General features: G+C 42.8%; 23 protein-coding genes, 1 pseudogene and 2 riboswitches. Of the genes and pseudogenes, 14 read left to right on the top strand and 10 right to left on the bottom strand.

Features of this window, described 5'->3' with window-relative positions; translation table 11 throughout:
• Positions 1 to 69: 69 nt before the first annotated feature.
• Positions 70 to 894, bottom strand: coding sequence for an MBL fold metallo-hydrolase (locus tag N0M92_RS03865; protein WP_260284533.1), 825 nt, complete (start codon positions 892 to 894; stop codon positions 70 to 72).
• Positions 895 to 1,175: 281 nt separating this feature from the next.
• Positions 1,176 to 1,280, top strand: a riboswitch (SAM riboswitch).
• A gap of 68 nt (positions 1,281 to 1,348) precedes the next feature.
• Here N0M92_RS03865 and N0M92_RS03860 point away from each other — a divergent pair.
• The 3 genes from N0M92_RS03860 to N0M92_RS03850 are packed head-to-tail and all read left to right on the top strand — an operon-like array spanning position 1,349 to position 3,897.
• On the top strand, positions 1,349 to 2,365 hold the full coding sequence (locus N0M92_RS03860) for a methionine ABC transporter ATP-binding protein (RefSeq protein ID WP_260284532.1): 1,017 nt from the start codon (positions 1,349 to 1,351) through the stop codon (positions 2,363 to 2,365).
• Positions 2,352 to 3,020 (top strand): methionine ABC transporter permease, encoded by a 669-nt coding sequence (locus N0M92_RS03855; RefSeq protein WP_260284531.1) that lies wholly within the window; start codon positions 2,352 to 2,354, stop codon positions 3,018 to 3,020. The genes N0M92_RS03860 and N0M92_RS03855 overlap by 14 nt, the downstream gene beginning before the upstream one ends.
• A 55-nt stretch (positions 3,021 to 3,075) precedes the next feature.
• Positions 3,076 to 3,897 (top strand): MetQ/NlpA family ABC transporter substrate-binding protein, encoded by an 822-nt coding sequence (locus tag N0M92_RS03850; protein WP_260284530.1) that lies wholly within the window; start codon positions 3,076 to 3,078, stop codon positions 3,895 to 3,897.
• A 229-nt stretch (positions 3,898 to 4,126) separates the two neighbouring features.
• Here N0M92_RS03850 and N0M92_RS03845 read toward each other — a convergent pair whose 3' ends face one another.
• Positions 4,127 to 5,164, bottom strand: a complete 1,038-nt coding sequence (locus tag N0M92_RS03845) for an NAD-dependent epimerase/dehydratase family protein (protein WP_260284529.1) — start codon at positions 5,162 to 5,164, stop codon at positions 4,127 to 4,129.
• A 180-nt stretch (positions 5,165 to 5,344) separates the two neighbouring features.
• Between N0M92_RS03845 and N0M92_RS03840 the strand changes: the two genes are divergently transcribed.
• The 3 genes and pseudogenes from N0M92_RS03840 to N0M92_RS03830 all read left to right on the top strand — a co-directional run.
• Positions 5,345 to 6,232 carry a PucR family transcriptional regulator gene (locus tag N0M92_RS03840; RefSeq protein ID WP_260284598.1) on the top strand — a complete coding sequence of 296 codons (888 nt, stop codon included), beginning with the start codon at positions 5,345 to 5,347 and terminating at the stop codon, positions 6,230 to 6,232.
• A gap of 124 nt (positions 6,233 to 6,356) precedes the next feature.
• Complete coding sequence (locus N0M92_RS03835; RefSeq protein ID WP_260284528.1) at positions 6,357 to 7,502, top strand: ABC transporter ATP-binding protein; 1,146 nt, start codon at positions 6,357 to 6,359, stop codon at positions 7,500 to 7,502.
• A 191-nt stretch (positions 7,503 to 7,693) separates the two neighbouring features.
• Positions 7,694 to 7,996, top strand: a pseudogene (locus tag N0M92_RS03830) (IS5/IS1182 family transposase); the annotation flags it as partial.
• Positions 7,997 to 8,105: 109 nt separating this feature from the next.
• Here N0M92_RS03830 and N0M92_RS03825 read toward each other — a convergent pair.
• Positions 8,106 to 8,348, bottom strand: coding sequence for a hypothetical protein (locus tag N0M92_RS03825; protein WP_260284527.1), 243 nt, complete (start codon positions 8,346 to 8,348; stop codon positions 8,106 to 8,108).
• Positions 8,349 to 8,456: 108 nt separating this feature from the next.
• Positions 8,457 to 9,839 carry a class II fumarate hydratase gene (fumC, locus tag N0M92_RS03820; RefSeq protein WP_260284526.1) on the bottom strand — a complete coding sequence of 461 codons (1,383 nt, stop codon included), beginning with the start codon at positions 9,837 to 9,839 and terminating at the stop codon, positions 8,457 to 8,459.
• A gap of 326 nt (positions 9,840 to 10,165) precedes the next feature.
• Positions 10,166 to 10,279, top strand: a riboswitch (SAM riboswitch).
• Between the two features lie 84 nt (positions 10,280 to 10,363).
• Between fumC and N0M92_RS03815 the strand changes: the two genes are divergently transcribed.
• Positions 10,364 to 11,476: a methionine biosynthesis PLP-dependent protein gene (locus tag N0M92_RS03815; RefSeq protein ID WP_260284525.1), complete on the top strand. Its 1,113-nt coding sequence runs from the start codon at positions 10,364 to 10,366 to the stop codon at positions 11,474 to 11,476.
• Entirely contained in the window at positions 11,473 to 12,654 is a 1,182-nt protein-coding gene (gene metC / locus N0M92_RS03810) for a cystathionine beta-lyase (protein ID WP_260284524.1), read from the top strand. The genes N0M92_RS03815 and metC overlap by 4 nt, the downstream gene beginning before the upstream one ends.
• A gap of 112 nt (positions 12,655 to 12,766) precedes the next feature.
• Here metC and N0M92_RS03805 read toward each other — a convergent pair whose 3' ends face one another.
• The 3 genes from N0M92_RS03805 to N0M92_RS03795 form a co-directional block, all read right to left on the bottom strand.
• The gene (locus N0M92_RS03805) at positions 12,767 to 13,015 is read right to left on the bottom strand and encodes a type B 50S ribosomal protein L31 (protein ID WP_061461980.1); all 249 of its coding nucleotides are present in this window, start codon (positions 13,013 to 13,015) and stop codon (positions 12,767 to 12,769) included.
• A 132-nt stretch (positions 13,016 to 13,147) separates the two neighbouring features.
• Positions 13,148 to 15,166, bottom strand: coding sequence for an ABC transporter ATP-binding protein (locus N0M92_RS03800; RefSeq protein ID WP_260284523.1), 2,019 nt, complete (start codon positions 15,164 to 15,166; stop codon positions 13,148 to 13,150).
• Entirely contained in the window at positions 15,163 to 16,914 is a 1,752-nt protein-coding gene (locus tag N0M92_RS03795; protein ID WP_260284522.1) for an ABC transporter ATP-binding protein, read from the bottom strand. The genes N0M92_RS03800 and N0M92_RS03795 overlap by 4 nt, the downstream gene beginning before the upstream one ends.
• A gap of 509 nt (positions 16,915 to 17,423) precedes the next feature.
• On the opposite strand from N0M92_RS03795, the gene N0M92_RS03790 reads away from it, so the two are divergent.
• The 3 genes from N0M92_RS03790 to N0M92_RS03780 all read left to right on the top strand — a co-directional run bounded on the left by N0M92_RS03790 (position 17,424) and on the right by N0M92_RS03780 (position 20,762).
• The gene (locus tag N0M92_RS03790) at positions 17,424 to 17,591 is read left to right on the top strand and encodes a hypothetical protein (protein ID WP_157831094.1); all 168 of its coding nucleotides are present in this window, start codon (positions 17,424 to 17,426) and stop codon (positions 17,589 to 17,591) included.
• Between the two features lie 342 nt (positions 17,592 to 17,933).
• Positions 17,934 to 18,287 (top strand): hypothetical protein, encoded by a 354-nt coding sequence (locus tag N0M92_RS03785; protein ID WP_260284521.1) that lies wholly within the window; start codon positions 17,934 to 17,936, stop codon positions 18,285 to 18,287.
• A 360-nt stretch (positions 18,288 to 18,647) separates the two neighbouring features.
• The gene (locus tag N0M92_RS03780; protein WP_260284520.1) at positions 18,648 to 20,762 is read left to right on the top strand and encodes a peptidoglycan D,D-transpeptidase FtsI family protein; all 2,115 of its coding nucleotides are present in this window, start codon (positions 18,648 to 18,650) and stop codon (positions 20,760 to 20,762) included.
• Between the two features lie 52 nt (positions 20,763 to 20,814).
• Here N0M92_RS03780 and N0M92_RS03775 read toward each other — a convergent pair whose 3' ends face one another.
• Both N0M92_RS03775 and glpK read right to left on the bottom strand, forming a co-directional pair.
• On the bottom strand, positions 20,815 to 21,282 hold the full coding sequence (locus N0M92_RS03775) for a CBS domain-containing protein (protein WP_192203595.1): 468 nt from the start codon (positions 21,280 to 21,282) through the stop codon (positions 20,815 to 20,817).
• Positions 21,283 to 21,351: 69 nt separating this feature from the next.
• Positions 21,352 to 22,842, bottom strand: a complete 1,491-nt coding sequence (glpK, locus tag N0M92_RS03770) for a glycerol kinase GlpK (RefSeq protein WP_260284519.1) — start codon at positions 22,840 to 22,842, stop codon at positions 21,352 to 21,354.
• A gap of 192 nt (positions 22,843 to 23,034) precedes the next feature.
• Between glpK and N0M92_RS03765 the strand changes: the two genes are divergently transcribed.
• Together N0M92_RS03765 and N0M92_RS03760 are read left to right on the top strand one after the other, a co-directional pair.
• Positions 23,035 to 23,826 carry a TIGR00266 family protein gene (locus N0M92_RS03765; protein WP_076367363.1) on the top strand — a complete coding sequence of 264 codons (792 nt, stop codon included), beginning with the start codon at positions 23,035 to 23,037 and terminating at the stop codon, positions 23,824 to 23,826.
• Between the two features lie 63 nt (positions 23,827 to 23,889).
• On the top strand, positions 23,890 to 24,120 hold the full coding sequence (locus tag N0M92_RS03760; RefSeq protein ID WP_260284518.1) for a hypothetical protein: 231 nt from the start codon (positions 23,890 to 23,892) through the stop codon (positions 24,118 to 24,120).
• 1 nt (position 24,121) lies between these two features.
• On the opposite strand, the gene N0M92_RS03755 is transcribed toward N0M92_RS03760, so the two are convergent.
• Entirely contained in the window at positions 24,122 to 24,871 is a 750-nt protein-coding gene (locus N0M92_RS03755) for an SDR family NAD(P)-dependent oxidoreductase (RefSeq protein WP_260284517.1), read from the bottom strand.
• Between the two features lie 244 nt (positions 24,872 to 25,115).
• On the opposite strand from N0M92_RS03755, the gene N0M92_RS03750 reads away from it, so the two are divergent.
• A complete protein-coding gene (locus tag N0M92_RS03750) occupies positions 25,116 to 25,418 on the top strand; it encodes a phasin family protein (protein ID WP_260284516.1) in 303 nt (100 codons plus the stop codon).
• Positions 25,419 to 25,433 lie beyond the last annotated feature (15 nt).

Here is a 25,433-nt window from a genome sequence, read left to right as displayed (position 1 = left end):
CAAGTAAAACAACATCCTGGATGGAAGTTGTTTGAGTGACAAATAGAAAACATCAGCCTGAAATAGCATTCAAATAGTTCCATTCTCCCTCGCACTTAAAATATTTTCGTTTAATATCGATGTAATGATATGCTCTGAATCCCATTCATGCCCAGAAATCTCGATAAGGGGATAGCGATTCGGTAAAACGGCCTGCTGGATTTCATGAACGGTCAGCCCTTGAGAATGCAAGCGTAAAATTTCACCTTGTAGGTTTTCCAAATAATCGAGCTTTTTCCGAAACATGACCTTCCCATCAGGGACATGCCCAGCATGGCAGCAAAACACTTCCCCGAAGTCATATTGAAGTAATCTTTTAATGGAATCGATGATGACCGGGACAGACTCTTCCCGTAAGACAAGCTTTGTTTTTGGTGTTACGAAAAGGTCACCTGAAAAGAGCATGCCATTACTGTGATTCAAATACACCATATGGTCCTTTGCATGACCAGGGGTAAAAATCGGCTCCCACGTTTGGGTGCGGGAATGAATGGCCTTCCCTACCGGCTCAGCTTTAAAGGCGTCTCTCTTTCCCCAGAAAATTTCACGATATTCAGGATATACGGCATCCTTTGCACAAACCTCAACCGACATCGGGTGAATGAAAAGCGGGACCTTTTTATTTTCCTGTATCCATGCAGCACACCCGGTATGGTCTTCATGATAGTGAGTCAGGGCCACTGAGTCGAAGTCAGCGGACTCATAGAATGGAATGAGCTCTTCCAATAAAATCTGTGCGCCAGTATCTATCAATAGACCATCCGTTAAAAAGACATAAACACTCATCCCCGATTTGTTCCCGCCAGGAGTCCCGTTCACACAAACCACATCATTTATCGTGTTAATCTCTAACATTCCGTTGCCTCCCCATCATTACACAAATATAGTTTCATCTTCCTTTTTTTAACTTTACTATAATAAATGTATTACCACTTTACCCTTTTGACAAGGAAATTTTGGAATAATTAACCTGGACATAAATGCTGGATTATAGCATGATAGCCCTTTTTAACGGACCTTACTAAACTTTAATAAGAAAAAATCACCCCGAAAATTTCAGAAACGATTGACATTGTCGAATTTTACAAATAATATAGATTATATTGAAAAACTTGAAATATTCTAAAATAATAATTTACTTATCAAGAGTGACGGAGGGATCAGGCCCTGTGATGTCCGGCAACCGCCCTTAGGGAACGGTGCCACTTCCTGCAGAATGATTGCATTCTGAAAGATAAGACGAGATATAATTTCGCTGCCTCTTTCTGAATGATAGGGGCAGTTTTTTAATGTTTAAGGGGGAAAGCTCATGATTGAAATCCGTTCAGTCCGAAAGGAATACGTCTCGAAGAAAAACCGAGTTATCGGAGTGGATAACGTATCTTTAACCATTCAAACTGGCGAAGTGTATGGAATTGTCGGCTACAGTGGAGCTGGAAAAAGCTCATTACTCCGCTGCTTGAATTTGCTTGAACGTCCGACAGGTGGAAATATCATCATTGACGGCATTGATTTAACCTCTTTATCAAGTAAAGAGCTTCGTAAACAACGGCAAAAAATCGGAATGATATTCCAACATTTTTCACTGGTCAGTTCAAAAACCGTTTATGAAAATGTCGCTTTCGCCTTAAAGGCCGCGCATCGATCGAAGGATGCCATCAGGTTACGTGTATTGGAATTGTTGGAAATCGTAGGGCTCAGCGATAAGAAAGATGTCTATCCTGCGCAGCTTAGCGGTGGACAGAAGCAACGGGTAGGCATAGCCCGTGCCTTAGCAAATGACCCCACTGTCCTATTATGTGATGAAGCAACTTCAGCACTTGATCCAACAACTACAAAAGCGATTTTACAATTATTGAAAAAGATAAGCAGTAAGCTTGGCATCACCATCGTGTTGATTACACATGAAATGGAAGTGGTCAAAGAACTATGCCACCGTGTCGCCGTCATGCAGGATGGCCGTGTAATTGAAGAAGGTCCCGTTTATGAAATATTTTCACAGCCTAAGCAGGAGTTAACGAAGCAATTCATTAGCAGTGTTCTGGATTTCGCACTCCCTCCGCACTTGATTGAAGAAAGTAAAGGTACGATCATTAAAATTCAATTCGAAGGGCAAACCGCTGGTGAGTCGATCCTTTCGGATGCTCTCCAATCCCATTCAGTAAAGGGGAATATTTTACACGGTAAAATTGAGTATATCCAGGATGTCCCTTTAGGCATTTTAATCATCGAGTTAATAGGCGATGCCGCTCAAGTTCATTCGGCATTGCAATATATAAAAAATCGTTCCAGTTCTGTGGAGGTGCTAAAACATGTCACTACTTGATTCCATCGTCAATATTTTACCTGATCTTAATAAAGCCTTTCTTGAAACGATTTATATGGTCGGTGTTTCCCTTGCAGTAGCCCTGTTGATCGGTCTACCGCTTGGAGTATTGCTGTTTACGACAACAAGGAATTTATTTTTTGAAAATAGTATCGTGAATCGATCTCTAGGATTCGCAGTCAATATTGTCCGTTCAATCCCTTTCATCATTCTCTTGGTCGCCCTCCTTCCTTTAACGGATCTTCTAACTGGATCGACGATAGGACCGAGAGCTGCTTCTGTATCCCTGTCGGTGTCCGCAATACCTTTTTTTTCAAGAATCGTTGAAACGGCATTACGTGAAATAGACAGAGGAGTGATTGAAGCTGCAATTGCCGTAGGAGCCACTCCATGGATGATCATTAAGGATGTACTTCTTCCAGAGGCAAAACCGGGTATCATTCAAGGACTGACATTAACGACCATTTCGCTTATCGGTTACTCAGCGATGGCAGGGACAATCGGCGGGGGCGGAATTGGCGACCTGGCCATCCGGTACGGTTATTACCGTTATGACAACACAGTCATGATCACGACGATCGTCGTGCTGATCTGCCTTGTGCAAATCATTCAAATGGTTGGTGACAAGGCCTCATACATAGTTAACAAACGATAGGGATCAGTCATTTTTTCAATGATTCAATACTTTCATTAAACAGGAGGAATTTCAAATGAAGAAAATAGCTTCGTTATTATCAGTCTGTGCACTTGCCCTTGGCTTGGCAGCATGCGGGAGTGATGATGCATCCCCAAAAACTGAAGACAAAAAAGAATTGAAGATCGGGGCGACTACCGGGCCCTATGCCGATATGGTTAAAGAGGCCATCAAACCAGGTCTGGAAGATCTCGGTTACAATGTAGAGATCGTCGAATTCACCGACTATATCCAGCCGAATAAGTCCCTTGGCAACCATTCGATCGATGCCAACCTTTTCCAGCATAAGGTGTACATGGATAACTTCGCTAAAGAAAATGATTTAAAGCTTTCCGACCTTATCATAGTTCCAACAGCACCAATGGGCATATATTCGAACAAGTATAAATCATTAAAGGAAATTAAAGATGGTACATCCCTTGCAGTGCCCAATGATCCGGTTAACCTCGCACGTGCACTTAAAGTGCTGGTGGATGAAGGGTTGATTGAAGTCGATCCAGATGTCGACCCCTTAAAAATATCTGAAAAGAATGTAACGAAAAATCCAAAAAACATCCAACTCAAACCATTGGAATCCGCTCAATTGCCCCGGGCAACAGACAGTGTTGACCTATCAGCGGTCCCTGGCAACTTCGCTCTTGCAGCGAAAATGGACCTCCAGGATGCCCTTGTTTTAGAAAAAATGCCGGATATGTATCGAAACGTTGTTACAGTGAATACAAAAGATGTAGACTCCCAATTTGCAAAGGATATTAAATCAGTAGTGGAATCCGACCAGTTCGAAAAAGTCATCGATGACAAATTTGCCGGATTCGGAAAACCAGACTGGATGAATTGATCAAATAATCGAGGCCTGCTTCCCCTTATTGGGAGCAGGCCTTTCATTAAGGGCCGCCATGGAAAACCTTGAAATCCTCACGAACCATGCAAGCAGATCCATGTACTAAAAAACGATGGGGTTTTTACCCCATCGTTTTTTTAATTCCTTCACATTGTTTGTTTACATCATCCTTTTCACCAAGCACACTTAATGTGCCTTCAGTACTTGAATAAAATAAAAGAAGGTTTCAGCCTATTGTCTGTTTCCATAATCCAAGGAGATCACTTTCATGTTGTCTGTGGATACCCGCTTTTCTAACAACAGATTCCTGACGGCCCTTTTCCCAATTCCATATTTCTTCAAGGGTTTCTGATAGGGGACGGAATGTTAGTCCATTATTGATGGCTTTATTGTTATCGACAGCCAAAAACCCATTCAGAGGTTCCTTAGCTCCCGGAAAAGGGAATTCTTCTGGTATCCATAAAGGCATCTCTCCCCATGGCTCCACTTTATTGTCATCCAAAAACTTTTCAGATACCCATGTAAAGTCAGCATTACTTCCTGTTACCTGTTTGCAGCCTTCAAGTAATTGCCCCATAGTTAGTGTGTAATCCGGTCCAACGGCATTATATGTACCCGTCATACCTTTTTCTATCATTTGGATGATCCATTGAGCCAAGTCCCTTGCATCGATGACTTGGATTGGACGTCCAGGGCGTCCAGGAGACAAAATTTCTCCCCCTTCCGCTATTCTTTTAAGCCAGTACGGCAATCGGTCAGTGTAATCATATGGACCTACTATTTGACCCGCACGAATGGACAAAACTTTCCCCGGCAGTTCTTTTTCAGCTGCTTTTTCGCTTAATGATTTTAACGGTCCATAATATTCACCGTATATCGGTCCAGCAGTTCCGCGGGTGATCTCTTCCGCTTTATCATCATTTAGTGTATGAACCTCTCCATTTTCATCAATTCCTGGCTCGGTTGGATCACTATAAACTGAGATGCTTGAGATATATGTATAATGTTTAACTTGATGAAGCAATCTGCAAGATTTAGATACAGTTCGAGGGATAAATCCTGATGTATCAATGACTGCATCCCATTGTCTCCCTTTCAACATTTCCAGATCCCCGTCGCGGTCCCCTTTTAACTGTTCTATTTCGGGAAAGACATAAGGATCGCTTCCACGATTAAAAAGTGTGACTTCATGCCCTTTCTCTATCGCAGCTCTTGCTAAATACCTGCCTAAAAACCGTGTACCGCCCAATAATAATATGTTCATAAGATTCCCTCCTCTTTTTAACGATATTCCATAAAGCATACGCAATACCCTTTCCTAACATTAATAAAACTTGCAACTTTTCTTTGATTATCCCTTCTCGGAAAAACTAGCAATATCCTGTTCTTTTGAACTTTATTCTTTTTCGCTATAATGATAGGGAAAGGGAGAAAGAAGGTGGAAATGATGCTTGAAAATCTTAAACAAAAATTCCCTAATGCCCTTACCAACAAAATGGATGCTGATGAAATTTCTGACTTTGTTTGGTTCGAAGACTCAAGAAGTTTACTTGGCATTCCCCGTTCAGATATCACAGACGAAGAAATCCGTTTATTGGAACTGCTTTTTGCTCCTTCTATAAACCCGAATAACCTCAATGTACATCCAGACTCATCATGGAAAACTTTTTTATCCGAACCGAATGCACCATTGCCTTTAACGAGCTGGGAGAATGTTCGATTTCTTCATTTCAAGCTGACTCATGCTGATTTTTCCAACTCTGATTTTGAAGAAGCCTTCCTAGCTTTCGTTCCATCTGACGCAGCTATTGTCTGGGAAAGTGAAACGGCAGGAGTCTTAATTGAAACGGACGAAGAAGAACCTTTATCAACTAAACAATTAATCGCCATTTCTTCCACGCTTGAAAGTGACTTTTATGTAAAGACCCGTATGTTCACCGGGCGCTTTCACCCTATAAACCAAGACCTTCATCAGCACTGGACTCAGGAGAAAAAGTGTTTTGATTTGGCACAGATGCATCTGCCGGGCCTAAAGGTGGCTGATTTGGCAGACATCATCCCTCACTCATTAATAAAGGATCCATCCTTTAAGGATGCAAAGTGGTTTATCAATGAGATTCTTGGCAAGACCAAGCAGGATACAGAACTGATCAAAACGATTAAAACGTATATCGAATGTAATTCAAATGCCACCTATGCCTCCAAACAGCTTTATATACATCGGAACAGCTTACAATACCGAATCGATAAATTCTCTGAAAGAACTGGTCTCGATATTAGAAACTTCCGTCATGCCCTTACTGCATACTTGATACTTTTACTGAATGATTAATTTTCAATGCAAACAGGTAATATCACCCTTTTTTGTGCAATGTGCCCATACTTTTTTCAAATCCGATAGCTTAGACTATAGTTAATTGGTACAAGTAATCAGGAGTTTAAAAGGGGGATTATTCATGGCAGAGCTAGTGTTGGATCATATATTCAAGATTTATGATAAAAAGGTGACGGCTGTTAAAGACTTCAACCTTCGTGTTGCCGATAAGGAATTCATAGTTTTTGTGGGACCTTCGGGTTGCGGCAAATCGACGACATTAAGGATGATTGCCGGACTTGAAGACATTTCCGAAGGGGATTTATATATAGACGGCAAGCGAGTCAATGATGTCCCCCCTAAAGATCGTGATATTGCGATGGTTTTCCAGAACTATGCCTTATATCCTCATATGTCCGTATATGATAATATGGCATTCGGATTAAAACTCAGGAAAACGCCAAAAGCGGAAATCAAGCAAAGAGTCAATGAAGCGGCAAGGATTCTCGGACTTGAAGAGCTGCTAAACAGGAAACCTAAAGCCCTTTCAGGTGGTCAGCGCCAGCGTGTCGCACTTGGCCGGGCCATTGTAAGGGACGCAAAAGTTTTCTTGATGGATGAGCCATTATCCAATCTCGACGCAAAGCTACGGGTTCAAATGCGTGCGGAAATCGCTAAACTACATAAACGGCTCGACACCACAACGATATATGTCACGCATGACCAAACAGAGGCAATGACGATGGCGACACGTCTTGTTGTAATGAAGGATGGTATCATCCAACAGGTCGGTGCACCAAAGGACGTTTATGAGAAACCGATAAACGTTTTCGTCGGCGGCTTTATCGGATCGCCTGCCATGAACTTCTTTACGGGAACCTTAAAAGAAGGCACTATTAAAATAGGCGAACAAACACTTGAAATACCTGAATTGAAGATGAAAATGCTGCGTGATCAAGGATATGTCGGAAAAGATATAATCCTTGGCATCCGTCCGGAGGATTTCCATAATGAAGGTGCTTACTTCACGAAGTCCCCTAACACTGCATTCACAACCCAAATTGATGTAGCCGAACTGATGGGCGCGGAGATCATGCTCTACTCCACATTAGAGGGACAGCACTTCGTCGCACGCGTCGATGCCAAGAATATGATCCAGGCAGGCGAAAATATCGAACTTGCCCTCGATATGAATAAAGCACACTTTTTTGACAAAGGGACTGAACATCGCATTTTAGTGGAAGAAGATGAACAGATGCAGGAAAGCATGAAGTTATCTGCCAATTAAACGTAAAAAGACCCATTCGTAGTGGGTCTCAGACTGTAGACAAACGATGAAAATCGAGTTTGTCTACAGTTTTTTTAGGGGTTTATGCAACTTGAACCTTAATTCCCACTCCAGGCACTCGCTTTTCCCGCAGGAGTCTCGCAGCTTCTGTTCCAATTAACTTTGGATGAACCCTTTATGATCAACTTGAAATGACTACTTTAGATCAACTGGTGCCCGCGAACCATTTGGTTCGTAAAATTGAGGCTCCCTTTGACTTCACTTTCATTTATGATTTGGTGAAGGATATGTATTCAGAAATAGGACGCCCAAGTATTGATCCAGTCATATTAGTCATACTGACTTTCATGCAATTGAAAAAGTTGAACAAATATGGCTTTCCGTTGATTCTTAGGCATTGGTATCCATGATAAAGTGCTCGTTTCTCAACATTTGGGAAAAATTATGAACGTCGCTTTAAAGATACAGACCTGTCTGATCACTTAGGCTATAAATGGAATTTCAAAAGGGGTCGAATTTTTTTGAATCGAACCCCTTTTGTCTACAAACTGAGACCCGTTCATTATGGGTCTTTTTACGTTTATTCAAATAAAAGGGGTAGATTCATTCCTGGACCAATACCACTTCATCATGTCCGCATTCAGAGCATTTCATGAGATGCGGGCATTGGCCTTTTTGAAGGGATTTAGGGTATCCGTCGTTTTCTTTAAGTATGTCGATATCCATATAAGCACTGTAATCATCAGCGTAGTCCATGAATTTCCCTTTGTCATCAAGTTCACTGCCGCATTTCGGGCAATTCACATGAATTTTTCTTAGACCGTTGCAAAGCGGGCATAAAGACATTGTTTTTCCTCCTGTTCACGATACCTATGATCTCAGTATTTGTTCATTCCATTATTTTAACCCATGGAAACACCCTCCCTAATACCAAGGGAGGGCACATCCATTCAATTATTTATTAACCATGTTAGCAGGATCGACCCATGCATTGAATTCACCTTCCGTCAGGAACTCCAATTTCAACGCAGCTTCTTTCAATGTTGAGTTGTCCTTGAATGCAGTTTTGGCGATTTTGGCTGCTTTTTCATAACCGATATGGGGGTTCAATGCTGTTACCAACATAAGGGAACGTTCTACATTTTCTTTGATTTTATCTTCATTTGCAGTGATGCCCACCGCACAATTATCGTTGAATGAATGAATGCCTTCCGTCAATAATTTTACCGTTTGCAGGAAGTTATAGATGATGACAGGCTTGAATACATTCAACTCAAAATTACCTTGGCTTGCTGCAAAGCCAATTGTAGCATCGTTACCCACGATTTGTGTTGCAATCATGGTAAGCGCTTCACTTTGTGTTGGATTGACTTTACCTGGCATGATGGAGCTGCCTGGCTCGTTTTCCGGAATGGCTATTTCACCGATTCCGCTTCTTGGACCACTTGCCAGCCATCTGACATCGTTCGCAATTTTCATTAAATCCGCTGCCAATGCTTTTAAAGCACCGTGTGCGTAGACGATTTCGTTATGGCTTGTCAATGCATGGAACTTATTATCAGATGTGACAAAAGGATATCCAGTATCAGCTGCAATTTGTTTGGCGGAAAGTCCCGGGAATTCTTTTTTTGTATTGATTCCGGTTCCTACAGCCGTTCCTCCTAGTGCAAGGTTCAATAATTTTTGGCTGCTTTCTTCAATCATCGCTAGATCTTTGTCAAGCATCGCTTTCCAACCGGAAATCTCTTGTCCCAATGTTAATGGTGTAGCATCTTGAAGATGTGTCCGGCCAATTTTCACGACATCCCAAAATTCTTTTTCCTTTGTATCGAATGTATCACGAAGAGCTTTAATGGCAGGAACCAATTTTTCAGCGACTTCCATAAAGGCAGCAATATGCATGGCTGTCGGGAAAGTATCATTGGAGCTCTGTGCCTTGTTAACATCATCATTCGGATGAAGGGTTTCCGATTCACCATTTTCTTTTAACCATTCATTTCCTTTGTTTGCGACCACTTCATTCACGTTCATGTTACTTTGCGTACCGCTTCCCGTTTGCCAAACTACAAGCGGGAAATGTTCATCTAGCGTTCCTTCAAGGATTTCGCCGCAAATCTTGACGATGGCATTCTTTTTAACTTCCGAAAGATCACCAAGATCATAGTTCACCTTTGCCGCAGCTTGTTTAACGTATGCAAATGCACGAACTAATTCAATCGGCATTTTTTCGTTACCGATTTTGAAATTGTTACGACTTCTCTCGGTTTGTGCTCCCCAATATTTATCAGCAGGAACTTTCACTTCACCCATCGTATCTCGTTCGATTCTGTATTCCATGTGTTCTCCTCCTATGTTTGCACTATTCATTGAAGACCAATTTGCATATGAAATGAATAATGTCGTATTATTCTTCCTCTCCATACATTGTACAAACTTTATTATTTTAAAGCAAAAATATCCGCTGACCTTTCACTTTTGCCGAAAATTCCATGACCCTTCGTGTTTATATGAAGATTCGGATATTCTTTTTTTAGATACATAAAGTGTTGACGCACTAGGCACCAATTAACCTGGTCATGAACATCCAAGCATTATCCATCCCAAAATGTCCTTGACAGTATTTTGTATATATAGTAAATTCAAAAGAAATTGAATAATCTAAACTCTTATCGAGAGAGGTAGAGGGAATGGCCCGATGACACCTCAGCAACCTTCATTTGTTTCAAACCAATGAAAAGGTGCTAATTCCACAAGTTTGTGAACTTGGAAGATAAGAAGAATGACTCGTCCTTATAATCAAAGTCTTCTTCTTAAAGAAGACTTTTTTTTATTTTATATAACTCAAAGGAGCAGTGAAAACCATGTACAAAACTGAAACATATCTTGCTCAATTAGGAAACCGCAGCGAAACGGCGACAGGAACAGTCAATCCGCCAGTATACTTTTCAACAGCTTTTCGCCATGAAGGAATTGGCCAATCGACGGGATTCGACTACACAAGGACAGGTAATCCTACACGCCAATTATTGGAGCGTTCCATCGCCGATCTGGAAAAAGGTGACCAAGGTTATGCCTGCAGTTCAGGAATGGCCGCCATTTCCACTATCCTTGCCCTTTTTAAATCAGGTGATGCCTGGATTGTCAGCGAGGATCTTTATGGCGGTACATATCGTCTGTTAGAACAAGGTTTTAAAAAATGGGGGTTGCAGTGTGACTATGTAAACACTTGTTGTTTGGAGGATATAGAAAAAGCCATCACTCCTCACACGAAAGCCATCTTCATCGAAACTCCCACTAACCCTCTTATGCAGCAAACGGACATTAGCGCTGTTGCCGCATTGGCCAAACAATATAATTTACTATTGATCGTTGATAATACTTTTTACACGCCTCTTATTCAACAACCCATCCTGCTTGGAGCGGATATCGTGATTCACAGTGCCACCAAGTATCTCGGTGGTCATAATGATGTGCTCGCCGGACTGATCGTTGCTAGCGGCGCTGAATTATGTGATGCACTTGCCTTCCATCATAATGGTACCGGAGCTGTCTTGAGCCCCTTTGATTCTTGGCTGTTGATGCGTGGAATGAAAACCTTGGCATTGCGGATGGAGCGTCATGAAAAGAATGCCAAAATACTTGTAGATTACTTGTCGGAACATGATTGTGTCACGGACGTATTGTATCCCGGGAAAGGCGGCATGATTTCATTCCGTATCATTGATGAATCGGCGGTCAACCCCTTTTTACAATCGCTCTCATTAATTTCCTTTGCAGAAAGCCTTGGAGGGGTTGAAAGCTTTATCACCTATCCTGCCACACAAACGCATGCCGATATACCGCTTGAAGTCAGAACGGCAAATGGAGTTTGTAATCGCCTGCTCCGCTTCTCCGTTGGCATCGAGGATAGCGATGATTTGATTCAGGACTTGCAGCAAGCATTCGCACATGTGAAAAGGGAGGCGCTACGATGACAGGTCATGATTTTAGCTTTGAAACGAAATTACTTCATAATCAGCATAAATTCGATCCGGCAACGGGCGGTGTGAGCGTCCCCATTCAGCATGCATCGACTTTCCATCAATCCGATATCGATCAATTTGGCAAATATGATTACAGCAGAAGCGGGAACCCGACTCGCGAAGCACTTGAAGACATCATTGCCGAACTTGAGGAAGGCACTCACGGCTTTGCTTTTTCATCAGGTATGGCTGCCATTTCAACAGCCTTCCTGCTATTGTCTGCCGGGGATCATATCGTCATTTCCGAAGATGTGTACGGCGGAACATTCAGGATGGTCACAAGCGTATTGACTCGTTTCAATATTGAGCATACCTTCGTTGACATGACGGACCTTGAAAGCGTCAAAGCCGCCGTTCAGCCAAATACCAGGGCCATATATATCGAAACGCCTTCAAATCCGTTACTTAAAGTGACCGATATTCAAGCCGTATGTGATATCGCCAAAAAAGCTGGTGCCTTAAGTTTTGTTGATAACACATTCTTGACCCCGGCATTGCAAAAACCGTTGAAACTGGGCGCTGATGTTGTCCTTCATAGCGCGACGAAGTTTTTATCCGGACATAGTGATGTGGTAGCTGGGCTTGCGGTAGTGAAAGATCCGGAATTGGCCGCAAGACTCGGTTCGCTCCAAAACTCCTTTGGAGCGGTCCTTGGTGTCCAGGATGCCTGGCTTGTAATGAGAGGTTTGAAAACCTTATCAGTTAGAATGGAACATTCACAAAAAGGGGCAGAAAAGATTGCAGCCTACTTAAAGGAACAGCCATTGGTGAAAAAAGTGTATTATCCCGGCCTTCCCGATCATCCACAGCACACCATCCAGAAAGGCCAGTCACTTGGAGCGGGGGCGGTCCTATCATTTGAATTGGAAAGTGAGGAAGTCTTCCGTTCTTTCGTGAACACTGTCGAGCTCCCTGTTTTTGCCGTAAGCCTTGGAGCGGTCGAATCTATATTATCTTACCCAGCCAAAATGTCCCATGCTGCCATGCCTGATGATGAAAGGGAAAAGCGAGGCATCACGAACAGCTTGCTCCGCCTCTCTGTCGGACTTGAAAATCCGGACGATTTAATAAAGGACTTCGATGCAGCCCTCGTTAATATTGCCAAAGGGGAAGCAATTGCTGCAAAATGATTTCAGGATGGGTGCCTCATGATTATGGGCACCCTTTTCCTTAGCAACATTATTAACTCTTTTCCAAACCCAGTCATAAAAAAAGACCATCGATTTCCCGATGGCCTGACTCTCATTTCTTCATATTATATTTATCCAGGAAGCGATCCACCCGTCCGCCTTTTTCAGCAAACTTCTGCTTTCCGGTATAAAAAGGGTGCGTATCTGAACTGATTTCCACTTTTAATAATGGATACGTTTGGCCGTCTTCCCACTCGATCGTTTCATTTGACGTTTTCGTGGAGCCCGTCAAAAATTTATACCCACTGTTGGTATCCATGAATACCACTTGTCGATAATCTGGATGAATTTCTTGTTTCACTATAATCACCTCATCATCTGTATAGGTATATCTTAAACGTAATGATTACTATTATCAACATTTTTGCTTGAGGATGCCGATTACGACACCCTCATTATAGTTTGGTCTTGATTATCCATCCTTATTCTGTGTTCAGCCAGCCATGCCTTTATGCGGACCAGCCTGCAGTTCATACATTTGATAATACTTCCCTTTTAACTCCATTAATTCTTCATGTGTACCTTGCTCAGCAATCCGCCCTTTATCCAGTACAAGAATTTGGTCGGCATTTTTTATCGTGGATAGTCTATGGGCAATGATGAAGGTCGTTCTCCCTTTTTTCAGCACTTCCATTCCCTCCTGGATAATTGCCTCGGTTTCAGTATCGATGCTTGCTGTCGCTTCATCCAAAATCAATATCGCCGGATTGAATGCAAGAGCACGTGCAAAGGAGATTAGCTGCCGCTGTCCGGAAGACAATGTTCCCCCTTTTTCGATCACAGGTTCATCCAACCCTAAAGGAAGATGCTTCAGCACTTTGTCCCCCCCTACATCTCTTAATGATTTTTCAACCATTTCCCTTGTGATGCCTTTATGATTCAGACTGATATTAGAAGCGATGGTGCCAGTGAACAAATAGGGATCCTGAAGGACGATTCCCATATGCTCCCTAAGTGTCTGATGGGGGATATCCAATATATTCGTGCCATCGATTTTGATTTGACCTTCACTACTGTCATAAAAACGGAACAATAAATTCATTATGGAACTTTTTCCTGACCCAGTATGGCCAACTAAAGCGACCGTTTCCCCTTGTTTAGCGGAGAAGGAAATATCCCTTAACACATATTCATTATCTTTATAACCAAAAGAAACATTTTCGAATTGCACATTTCCTTTGTATCTGGACATGTTTTCATCACTGACTGCCAATCCCTGCTCATCCAATAAACTGAATGCCCGCTCCCCTGCAACAAGTGCCTGTTCAAGGTTAGCGAACTGATTGACGATTCCGTGAAGCGGATGAAGCAGGCGGCTGATCAAATCAACAATTGCATACATCATCCCTAAAGAAATGGCTGAACTCGCTGTAAGGGAAATCCCGCCGAAATACCAGACAAATGCCATTAGCGCCAAAACCTTAATGACCCCGATCAAGTTTCCACCCGTCAACGAATTCAAATGGAGCATTTTATTTTGATAGGAATAATGCTCCCGGTTCAGATTTTCAAAAGATTGCTTTGTCTCCTTTTCACGTCCAAATGCCTGGATGATGCTCATTCCAGAAATGGATTCATTGATCATCCCATTAATATCGCTGACCCGTTCCCGAATGATGTGATTATATTTCGAGGCGAATTTGCGGTATACCATCGTCCAGATAACGATGATCGGAATAAGTAAAAGTCCAATGGTACCAACTCGTGGATCCAGAATATACAAAGCAATCAGTACCCCGAAGATATTAATCGTACTCGAGAAGAAGTTGGCGAGCACGGTTACATATAATTCCCGAATCGCTTCCGTATCATTTGTGACCCTGGCTACAACTTTACCCGCTGGCATATTATCGAAATAACGTATCGGCAGACGGGAAATATGAGTGAAAATATCATTTCGCATCTTCTGTATGATTCGGTTCGCCGCTTTCTGTAAATAAAAACTTTGGCCATATTGAAAAATGGAGGAAAGGATGACAAGACTAAAATAAAAAGCCACAAGCTTAATGATCCGCGGGATTTCCGGTTGGTAAAACCGCATAACTTCCTGACTCGTCAATTTCACAGCTTGCGCATGTTGCTCTTTCCCATCTTTCTTGATGATCAACGATTGGTTCTCCAAGGTTCTGCGCCCCTCGATAGGGACAGCTTCATTTACGAAGACAAATTGATTGCCCACCTGCAGAACATGGACTTCCCTGCCTTTCTTCTCACCTTTTGCAAAGTAATCAGCCCGTTTATACCAATTTCCATCATACTTGACAGCATCTTTTCCTTTACTCGCTTCATACCAGGTAGATTCAATGCCAAGTATATGTGAATCGATGATTCTCTTGGCAACGAAAGGACCCGTTAAATCTGCCGCTACCGAAAGTGCCAGCATGATCAGGGCGCCAATGATCAATTTTTTATAAAGGGCAGCATAATTAAAAAGTCTCTTTACGACCTTCATGACTTCACCCCCGTCCCTTCGTCAACCTGCTGTCGTTCATATTGTTCTCTATACCAGCCATCCCTCTGCAGTAAATCCGCATGAGTCCCCTCTTCGATGATCTCTCCGCTGTCCAACACGATAATTCTGTCCGCGTGCTGAACGGCTGATAAGCGATGGGTTGTGATGATCGTCGTTTTCCCTGCACGTTCATTTTGGATATTTTCGATGATTGTCGTTTCCGTTTTTGCATCTACAGCGGATAAGGAATCATCCAATATAAGGATTTCTGGATTTTTGATCAGTGCCCTGGCAATCGAGATCCTCTGCTTTTGCCCTCCAGATAGGGCGACACCCTTCTCACCGACGAGTGTCTCAAGACGGTTGGGCAGCATCATTAAGTCCTTCTCAAAATCCGCAAGCCGGATAGCATCATCCAGTTCCTCTTCCGTTGCATCCATTTTACCGAACAAGATGTTTTCCCTAACAGATTTCGAGAATAAAAAATGGTCCTGTGGAACGTACCCGATCCACTTACGAATATCTTCAAGGTTCAATTGCTCCAACGGCATGCCAGCAAAAGCGATTTCACCTGTTCCTAAAGGATATTCCCGCAGCAATTGCTTCACGAATGTCGTTTTTCCACTTCCCGTTTTCCCCACTATCCCCAATGTTTGACCACGCTCAAGCTGAACGGAAATATTGGATAGATTCACAACCGTTGAAGAAGGGTATGTAAAATGCACTGAATTGAATTGGATATTTCCAGGTTTTTGAATACTCTTCAGACCCAATGAATCTTTCACGTCCGCTTCATATGAAAGGGTATCCTGAACACGATCTAGCGAAGCATTTCCCCTTTGCATGACATTGATCAGTTCACCCACCGCTATCATCGGCCAGATTAACATGCCTAGATACACATTGAACGAAACAAGTCCGCCAAGTGTTATGGCCTGCTGAAACACAAGATAAGCCCCGTAGCCCAACCCGATTAAATAACTGATGCCGATGATAATGCTGATTGTCGGATCAAAGAGGGCGTCGATTCTTGCCACGGCTAGGTTTTTACGATATACATCCTCTGTCATTTCATCAAATCGCTTTTCATCTTCCCGTTCCTGGACATAGGCCCGGATAACACGGACACCTGAAATGGATTCCAGGACCTTGTCATTTAAAGTACCAAAGGCTGCTTGTGCATCCGTAAAACGTTTGTAAATTTTCTTCACGTAAATTTGCATCATCACTGCCATGATCGGAAGCGGCAGCACCGCCGCAATCGTCAACTGCCAGCTGATCGTGGCTCCCATCATGACCACTACTGTAATGGTGAACAGCACCGCGTCAACGAGCGTCAATATCCCGAAACCAGCTGTGAGGGATATTGCCTTTAAATCATTGGTTGCCCTTGCCATTAAATCCCCTGTGCGGTTTTTTTCATAAAAACTCGGCGTCATTTTCAGCAAATGGCCCATGAATCCGGACCTTAGCTTTCGTTCGACCAAGTTTCCGCCGCCGAATAACAGAAAACTCCATAAGTAACCAAATAGGTAACTGCCGATCAGTACCACGAGCAAATAAATAACGTATTTCATGACCCCTTCCTGTGTCATGCTGCCATTGTTCATATCATCGATGGCATTCCCGACAAGTTTTGGCGGGATGACCTCCAAGATATTCACTAGACATAGAAATAAAATCGCCAAGGTGTAACGCTTCCACTGTTCTTTAAAGAACCAGGACAGCTTTTTAAAAATCGCAAACATGGATTCCCCTCCCTTTTGGTCAAACCTTTCACTCGCTAACCGCTTTCTGGATCTCCCGGATGCAATAAAATTTCCAATGTCTTTCGTCTCATTTTAAAATTCCTCCTATCTTTTATATGGAAAGGATGCTAATGCACCTGTATTCCAAATGTCAAAAAGCCTCCGCCAATTAGCGGAAGCTTTTTTAGATGCGTTATAACACATATAAAAGCGCAGGCCGCGAAAATTCCACAACCTGCGCTATAAAATGATCAATGAACACGTCGGATCCCTTGTCTAGAAAGACAAGGTCCCAGGGCAGGCGGACGTATGATATTCGATTATGACATCACTGTGCTTAACTGATTTAGTCATGACGTTCGCCTCCTTTTTCATTATCAATGGTAATTTTTAACTTATATTTAAAGATTACTACGTTTGCATATTTTTGTCAATTGCGACTTTTCTAGATTATTGCTGGATAATCCTTTATTCTTATAAGAATGACGTAACCTAAGGAGGTTCAGCATATGCAATGGAGAAAATATATACTCCTGGCGGTTCCCTTTTTATTATCATCCATTTTCATCTTATTTGCCGTACCGGTCCAATATAGATTTTTATCCTTCATTCCTGTGTTTCTTTTCTGGATAGTCTATTATATTTTATTGTACCTGGAAAAGAAGAAGAAAAGGTGACATCACCTTGGGGGCGTTGCAAATGCAACGCCCCTTTCTTGACGGCTCTGCATATAATGGTCGAAAAACATTCGTGGTGATTGCATGCTCTCCCGATATTTGCAGAAGCTGATGGGCAAACAACCTGTCAAAACAAAACCCATCATCGATGCCAAAAGATATGACACGCTAAAATCCCTTTTACACAAAGAGCTCTACCAGCCTTTTGATGAGTCAAAAGCGAAAAATGTCAATCATCTCACTTAACGGAATGAAAGCCATTTTCTAGCATCAAGCCTCTTACTTTGAATATCCCATCCCCCATTTGGCAAGAATGGTTATCAAAAAGGATGGGTGAAGCAAATGAGAGGCATTGTACTATTGAATCCACATTACAAAATCGGGGATTTACATACGGATGAAAGCTTTGCAATCCAAAAGATCGTGACGGACAAGTATATGGAAGGGAAGAATATTTCCCCGGTCATACTCAATCCGTATCAAATTCACCCTTATTACACAATCCCGCATGAGCTCCTATTCAATTTACAAAGTAAAAACACGGGTCAAATCGATTGCCTGGTGCTTCACTCCCTAGAAACGATCGAACGATTCAACTATATTTACCCTGAAAAATGGCTTGAGCTATGCGGATATTTCAAAGAGATTATCAGCGTCACGAGTCAAGCTCCCGTTAGGAAATATGAAGCAAATTAATGCTTACTCATGGTACTTAAGTCGTTGTGAATGGATTCCAAAGATTAAAGTCATTCATTGTTCATTCATTTACTTTGTGAGCTCCCCTTTTTCACAGAAGCGACTCATTTATGGATCTCCCCCCATGATTGTCGCTGTGCCGCTTCGCCCTCTCTTTATCTATTAAAACAACTTCGGACTCATTGCCTTTATAGCAATTTTCCTAATTATAAGATTACTAGGAATTATATAGCTTCAAAACATTCTTTTGGAAATATAGATAATTTTACGGATAAAGCATAGAAAAATAAGTTAATTTTATATATCATTGGAGATAGGAATTTTCTTATTTTTTACTTTTACTAGAAAGGAATGTTACTGATGGCCAAAGAAAAAAAGAAAAAAACCCCAATTCCTTTCCGGCTGAACTTCATGTTCTTTTTAATATTCATTTTATTTTCAAGCTTAATAATCCGGCTTGGCATCGTCCAAATCGTGTATGGGGATGATTACCTTCGGGAAGTGGACCGTACGGAAAATGATGTGGCCAATACCCCCGTTCCCCGTGGCAAGATGTATGACCGCAACTTGAATCCGGTCGTTGATAATGAGCCGCGTAATGCCATCACTTATACGAAATACCCGAATACGAAAACGGCAGATATGGTGAAGACGGCAGAGGTCCTTGCCACCTTGATAGAAAAAGATACCAAAAAGGTGACCCTGCCGGATAAAAAGGATTTTTGGATTTTAAAACATCCGAAAGAAGCCGATGCCTTGATCACCAAGGCCGAGAAGAAGAAAGTAATCGAAAAGAAATTGGAGCAAAAAGATTTATACAAACTTCAAATGGAACGGGTGACCGAAGAGAATATCAAGGAATTCACCAAGGATGAATTGGAAGTGATCGCCATCTTCCGGGAATTCAATAGCGGCTATGCACTCGCACCGTCAATCGTGAAGAATAAAGATGTCACCACTAAGGAATTCGCCAGGGTCAGCGAACATTTGGATGAAATGCCAGGCGTGGATGTAACGACGGATTGGGAAAGGACCTATAAGTATGACGAGACCCTCCGCTCGGTTCTTGGCAAGGTCTCTTCTTCCGAAGAAGGCATTCCCAGTGAAAATATCGACTATTATCTGGCACGAGACTATACCAGGAATGACCGGGTCGGAAAAAGTTATATCGAAAAGCAATATGAAGATGTCCTGCGCGGTCAAAAGACGCGGATTGAAAATGTGCTGAGCAAAGGGGAAGTCATCAATACGAATACCCTGACTGAAGGGCAAAGCGGAAAAGACTTGGTCCTGACAATTGATATGGAGCTGCAGCAACAGGTTGAAAAAATCATCGAGAGCGAATTGCGCAAAACTAAGGCTAGGGGAAATACCTACTTATTGGATCGGGCCTTCGTCGTTTTAATGGACCCGAATACAGGCGAGGTGCTTACGATGGCCGGCAGGCAATACGGCCGCAACAGTAAAACCGGATTGACCGAAATGAACGATTTTGCCCTTGGAAACATTACGACCTCCTATACGATGGGGTCATCTGTTAAAGGAGCCACTGTCTACACAGGCTTTCAGACAGGAGCCATCGCACCAGGGTCGGCTTTTTTTGACAGAAAACTCCAATTAGCAGGGGCTAATCCCAAAGGATCTTATAGTGATTTAGGTTATGTAACCGATGTCTCCGCGTTAAAGAAATCGTCGAATGTCTATATGTTCATGACGGCAATCAAAATAGCCGGCGGTCATTATATCCCTAACCGGCCGTTAGGAATCAACCGGGAAGCTTATTCAATCATGCGGAATCATTATGCCCAATTCGGCTTGGGTGTCCGTACCGGCATCGACCTGCCTAATGAATCAGTCGGATTTAAAGGCGTCGACATGTCTACAGATGGATTGCTGCTGGATTTATCGATTGGGCAGTATGATACATATACACCAATGCAATTGGCACAGTATGTTTCGACGATTGCAAATGGCGGAAAAAGGCTTGAGCCACATATGGTCAGGGAAATCAGGAATCCATCCAACGAACACAATGAATTGGGCAGCGTCTTTAAAACAATGAGTCCCAAAGTGTTAAACGATTTAGGCGGGAAAGACGTTTGGATGCAGCGTGTCCAGGAAGGATTCAGGCAGGTCGCCCAGGAGCCAGGCGGGACAGCATATAAATATTTTGGCGGGAAATCCTACCATGCGGCAGCAAAAACGGGGACTGCCGAGGCCTTTTACGACGGACCGCGGAGGAATCAATATAGCGAGCCAGTCCCGACTATCAATCTGACACTTGTAGGTTATGCACCTCACAATAATCCGGAAGTGGCATTCTCTGTCGTCGTGCCATGGGTGTATCAAGGCAAGCCCTCTGATGATATTAACAAACGGATCGGGCGGGACGTAATGGACGCCTACTTTAAATTGAAGGAAAAAAGAGCAAAAGGTGAATCTGATGCAGATAAAGCATTAGAAAGCACTCAATGATAATTACAAAAAAAGGCCCGCGCGATTACGAGCGGGCCTTTTTTTTAATCCCTTATTCAAGATTTTGTACGAATTCCTTATATAGGGCCCTTAGTGCATCTCCCCTGCTGATGATGCCGACGACTTTATCATTTTTGTCCACGACAGGGATTTTCTTGAAATGATGCTTGGAAAGGACCTTTATCAATTCATCTAACGGATCTTCGGGGGATAGCTTAGTAATCCTTTTATTTTTAATGATTCGTGCAACTTTATCATTCATTTTGGATGTAACCTTTTCATCCAATTCTTCACCGGGAAGAACCGTAATATAGGTGAAATAGCCCATGATGGCTTCCTCAGCAGGTGTCAAATAACGAAGGATATCCCCGTCCGTCACCATTCCCAAGAGCTTATCATGTTCATCCACGACCGGTACCCCGCCCACTTTATTTTCGATTAAGATTCGCAGAATTTCCTTTAATGTAAAATCAGGACGGGCTACATAGACTTCCCTTATCATGAAATCCTTGACTAACATATTACCACCCCTTTTTATGTTTGTACGTTCTGTATTCATCTCTCTCCTCTAATAATACCCTTACTTACTCTATTTAAAAACCGTTGCCGCCTGAACTGCCTTTTTCCAGCCATTATATAAATCCTTTCTTTCCTGTTCTTCCATCCCTGGTTCGAATTTCTTATCGACTGCCCATAGCTTTGATATCTCTTCCTGATTTTCCCAATACCCGACAGCGAGTCCAGCCAAATATGCCGCTCCTAACGCTGTCGTTTCACTAATTACCGGTCTTTCGACAGGGACATTCAGGAGACCGCTTTGAAATTCCATCAAGAAGTTGTTTTTGACAACCCCTCCATCGACCCTCAATGACTTTAGGTTAATCCCTGAATCGACTTCCATGGCGCTAAGGACATCTTTTGTCTGATAGGCCAACGCTTCCAATGTTGCCCGGACGAAATGCTCCTTCGCTGTCCCCCTTGTCAGTCCGAATATAGCTCCCCTGACATCACTATCCCAATATGGGGTGCCTAATCCAACAAATGCGGGAACTACATAAACTCCATCCGCTGAAGTGACCCGCAAAGCATATTTTTCACTGTCTTTCGGATCATGCAAGAATTTCAGCCCATCCCTTAACCATTGTATGGCCGAACCTGCGACAAAAATACTGCCTTCCAAGGCATATTCGACTTTTCCATTCAGCCCCCATGCAATCGTGGTCAACAGGCCATGCTCTGATTTCACTGCCTTTTCTCCTGTATTCATCAGCATAAAGCATCCGGTGCCATACGTATTCTTGGCCATTCCTTTTTCGAAGCATTCTTGACCGAACAAAGCTGCCTGTTGATCTCCAGCTGCTCCGGCAATCGGGATTTCGTGTCCAAAGAAATGGTGTGGCGCTGTTTTCCCGTATATCTCTGATGAAGAGCGAACATCCGGGAGCATCGATTGCGGCACTTGCAGGATTGCCAACAGCTCTTCATCCCACTTCAGGTCATGAATGTTATACATCAGCGTCCTTGAAGCATTCGAATAATCGGTTATATGTGCCTTACCACCCGAAAGTTTCCATATGAGCCACGTATCGATCGTACCAAACAATAAGTCTCCGTTTTCTGCCTTTTCCCGTGCCCCATCTACATGATCGAGAATCCATTTCACCTTCGTACCGGAAAAATAAGCATCAATCAACAAACCGGTTTTCTGCAAAAATAAGTCATCGAGACCCTCATCCTTCAATTGAGTGCAAATTTCACTTGTCTGCCGGGATTGCCAGACGATGGCATGATGGATCGGCTGACCTGTTTCCTTATCCCATACCACGGTCGTCTCCCGTTGATTCGTTATGCCAATTCCAGCGATCTGTTCCGGTTTTACATTCATTTCCGATAGACAGGAAGCGATTACCGATAGGATGGAACCCCAAATTTCATTGGCGTTATGCTCCACCCATCCAGGATTCGGGAAATATTGTGTGAATTCCTTTTGCGCAATATGCAAGACTTCCCCGCTTTTATTAAATAAAATGGCCCGCGAACTTGTCGTTCCCTGGTCCAATGATAATATGTAAGTCTCCATGGTTGTCTCCCCCCACACTTAAGATTACGTTTCATTTCAACTTAAGTGTCATGCTGTTTTTTCTTTCTTCATTTTACTAGATATACCCTTGAAAACAAAAAATATATAAATCACGGCGGGAAGCTGAAAAATATTGGCAGGTTAAGAGTTTATCTTTTACAATGAAAATAAGGCGGATAGGAGGAATGGAAAATGAATAACCATGAAATAGATTTTAAAATATATGGTGATGACATGCAGTTTGTTGAAGTGGAATTGGACCCTCAGGAAACGGTGATTGCCGAAGCTGGAAGTTTAATGATGATGGAAGATCGAATCAAGATGGAAACCATCTTTGGCGATGGGTCTTCAAATGGTGACAGCGGAATGATGGGTAAGCTATTCGGTGCCGGGAAACGGCTCCTTACTGGTGAGAGTCTTTTCATGACGGCTTTTACGAATGAAGGACGAGATAAAAAACACGTATCATTCGCCTCGCCTTATCCAGGTAAAATCATCCCGATGGATTTAAGCGAGCTAGGCGGGAAAATCATATGTCAAAAAGACGCTTTCCTGGCGGCAGCAAAAGGCGTTTCGGTCGGAATTGAGTTTCAGAGAAAAATAGGGGCAGGCTTCTTTGGCGGTGAAGGCTTCATCATGCAAAAACTTGAAGGAGATGGGATGACCTTCGTTCATGCCGGCGGCACGATCCATAAAAAGGAATTGGCAGCAGGAGAGATTTTACGCGTCGATACAGGATGTTTAGTGGCAATGACTAGCGGGGTAGATTATAATATTGAAACTGTAAAAGGCGTGAAAACCGCTTTATTCGGAGGCGAAGGTTTATTCTTTGCAACATTAAAAGGGCCCGGAACCGTGTGGGTGCAATCATTGCCATTCAGCCGGCTTGCCAGCCGTGTATTTGCTGCAGCGCCGCAAAATGGGGGATCATCCGAAGAAGGCAGCGTAGCTAGAGGCTTATTCAATTTATTCAACGATAAATAAGAACCGACCAATGGCTGCCACCCTGGCAGTCATTGATCTCTTTTGAAAAGGATGGGTAGCTACATGCAGCTTGTTAAGTGGTCCTACATGAGACGCTATAATATCAGGGCAATTTTTGATGAATTCCCGAATTCGCCTGTTATTTTCCGAAAAATAAGAGATTACTATTTTGTTTATACTGTTCACTGGACAGCTGCCGATGCCCCTATCGGCATAAAGGAGCTTGAAGAAATGGAACAGCTGCTCAACCGTGAGCTCGGAACTGAACTGCAATATCTCTATCGGAAAAAATGAGTTACTCCTCGTGCATCATTTTTCTTGTCATGCCTCCATCGACGATAAGATCCGCACCCGTAACGAAATCATTTTCCGTTGCCGTCAAATAAAGACAGGCCCTTGCAATGTCTTCCGGCATACCAACCCGATTGGAAAAATGCTGCTGATGATCCTTATCCCTCAGCGAGTCATAATCTCCCGTTTCAATCCAGCCCGGAGAAATCGAATTGACCGTAATTTTCTCTTTGCCTAAAGAAGCGGCAAGTGCATGTGTCAGTGCTTTGATCCCTCCTTTTGTCGCTGCATAGGATTCCGAATCCGGCTCAGACATTATCGCTCTGGTTGATGCTATATTGATGATCGCACCTCCCTGTTCATTTTTCCGCATCGATTCTGCCGCTGCCCGGGAACAAAGGAAAACACTGCGCAAATTCGTATTCATCATATCGTCCCAATCCTCAATCGTCAGATCATAAAGCGATTTGAATAATGCCTTTCCTGCATTATTGATTAATATATCAATGGTCTTATATGTTTTTAAAGTTACATCCATCAAATGTTGGATGTCATCCTCCTTGCGTACATCCGTTTTAACGAACATGGCTTCATGACCGTTACTTTTGAGCTCTTCCACATACAGAACACCTTCCCGCTCGTCCAAATCTGCGAGAACGACAGCAGCGCCGCTTTCTGCATATCCCTTTGCCACACCTCTCCCTATGCCATTCGAAGCGCCTGTTACAATCACCGTTTTATTTGTGAATCCCATTATTCCATCCCCACTTTCACAGATTTGTCCCTATCATATTATCCAATTCGCTTCACTTCAAACATTTCCGCGCATGATCAATTAATCCTTTTCCTTATCATCAAAAATCTGCAGAACCCTTATATTTTTGTAGCGGCCCTAAAGTGATGTATGATAGATAGTAACAACAAGAATGAACCACAGTGAAAGGCATCCGCCATTATCTTTCTTACAGAGTGAAAATTTTAATTGGAGGAATGTAAAAATGGACTTATTAAAAAATGTGTTTTCTTTAGGATTAGGTGCTGCCGCTGCTACAAAAGAGCAAATTGAAAAAGCAGTGGACTCTCTTGTGAAAAAAGGCGATATCTCAAAAGAAGACTCCAAGGTTCTTATTAAGCAATGGGTCGAAAAAGGGGAACAAGCCCAAAAGCAGCTGGATGATTCCGTCAAGGCCAAAGTCAACCAAGCGCTCAATGGCCTAAACTTGGCAACTAAAGAAGAAGTTCAGGAATTGGAGCGCCGTATCGCGATTTTGGAAAAACAGAACCAAAACATACAATCCTGATCAGGAGGTACTTGA

The sequence above is a fragment of the Peribacillus aracenensis genome, from assembly GCF_025175645.1.
GTDB classification, from domain to species: domain Bacteria; phylum Bacillota; class Bacilli; order Bacillales; family DSM-1321; genus Peribacillus; species Peribacillus aracenensis.
The sequence above is the reverse complement of the archived record's forward strand: the minus strand, read 5'-3'. Positions and strand labels throughout refer to the sequence as shown.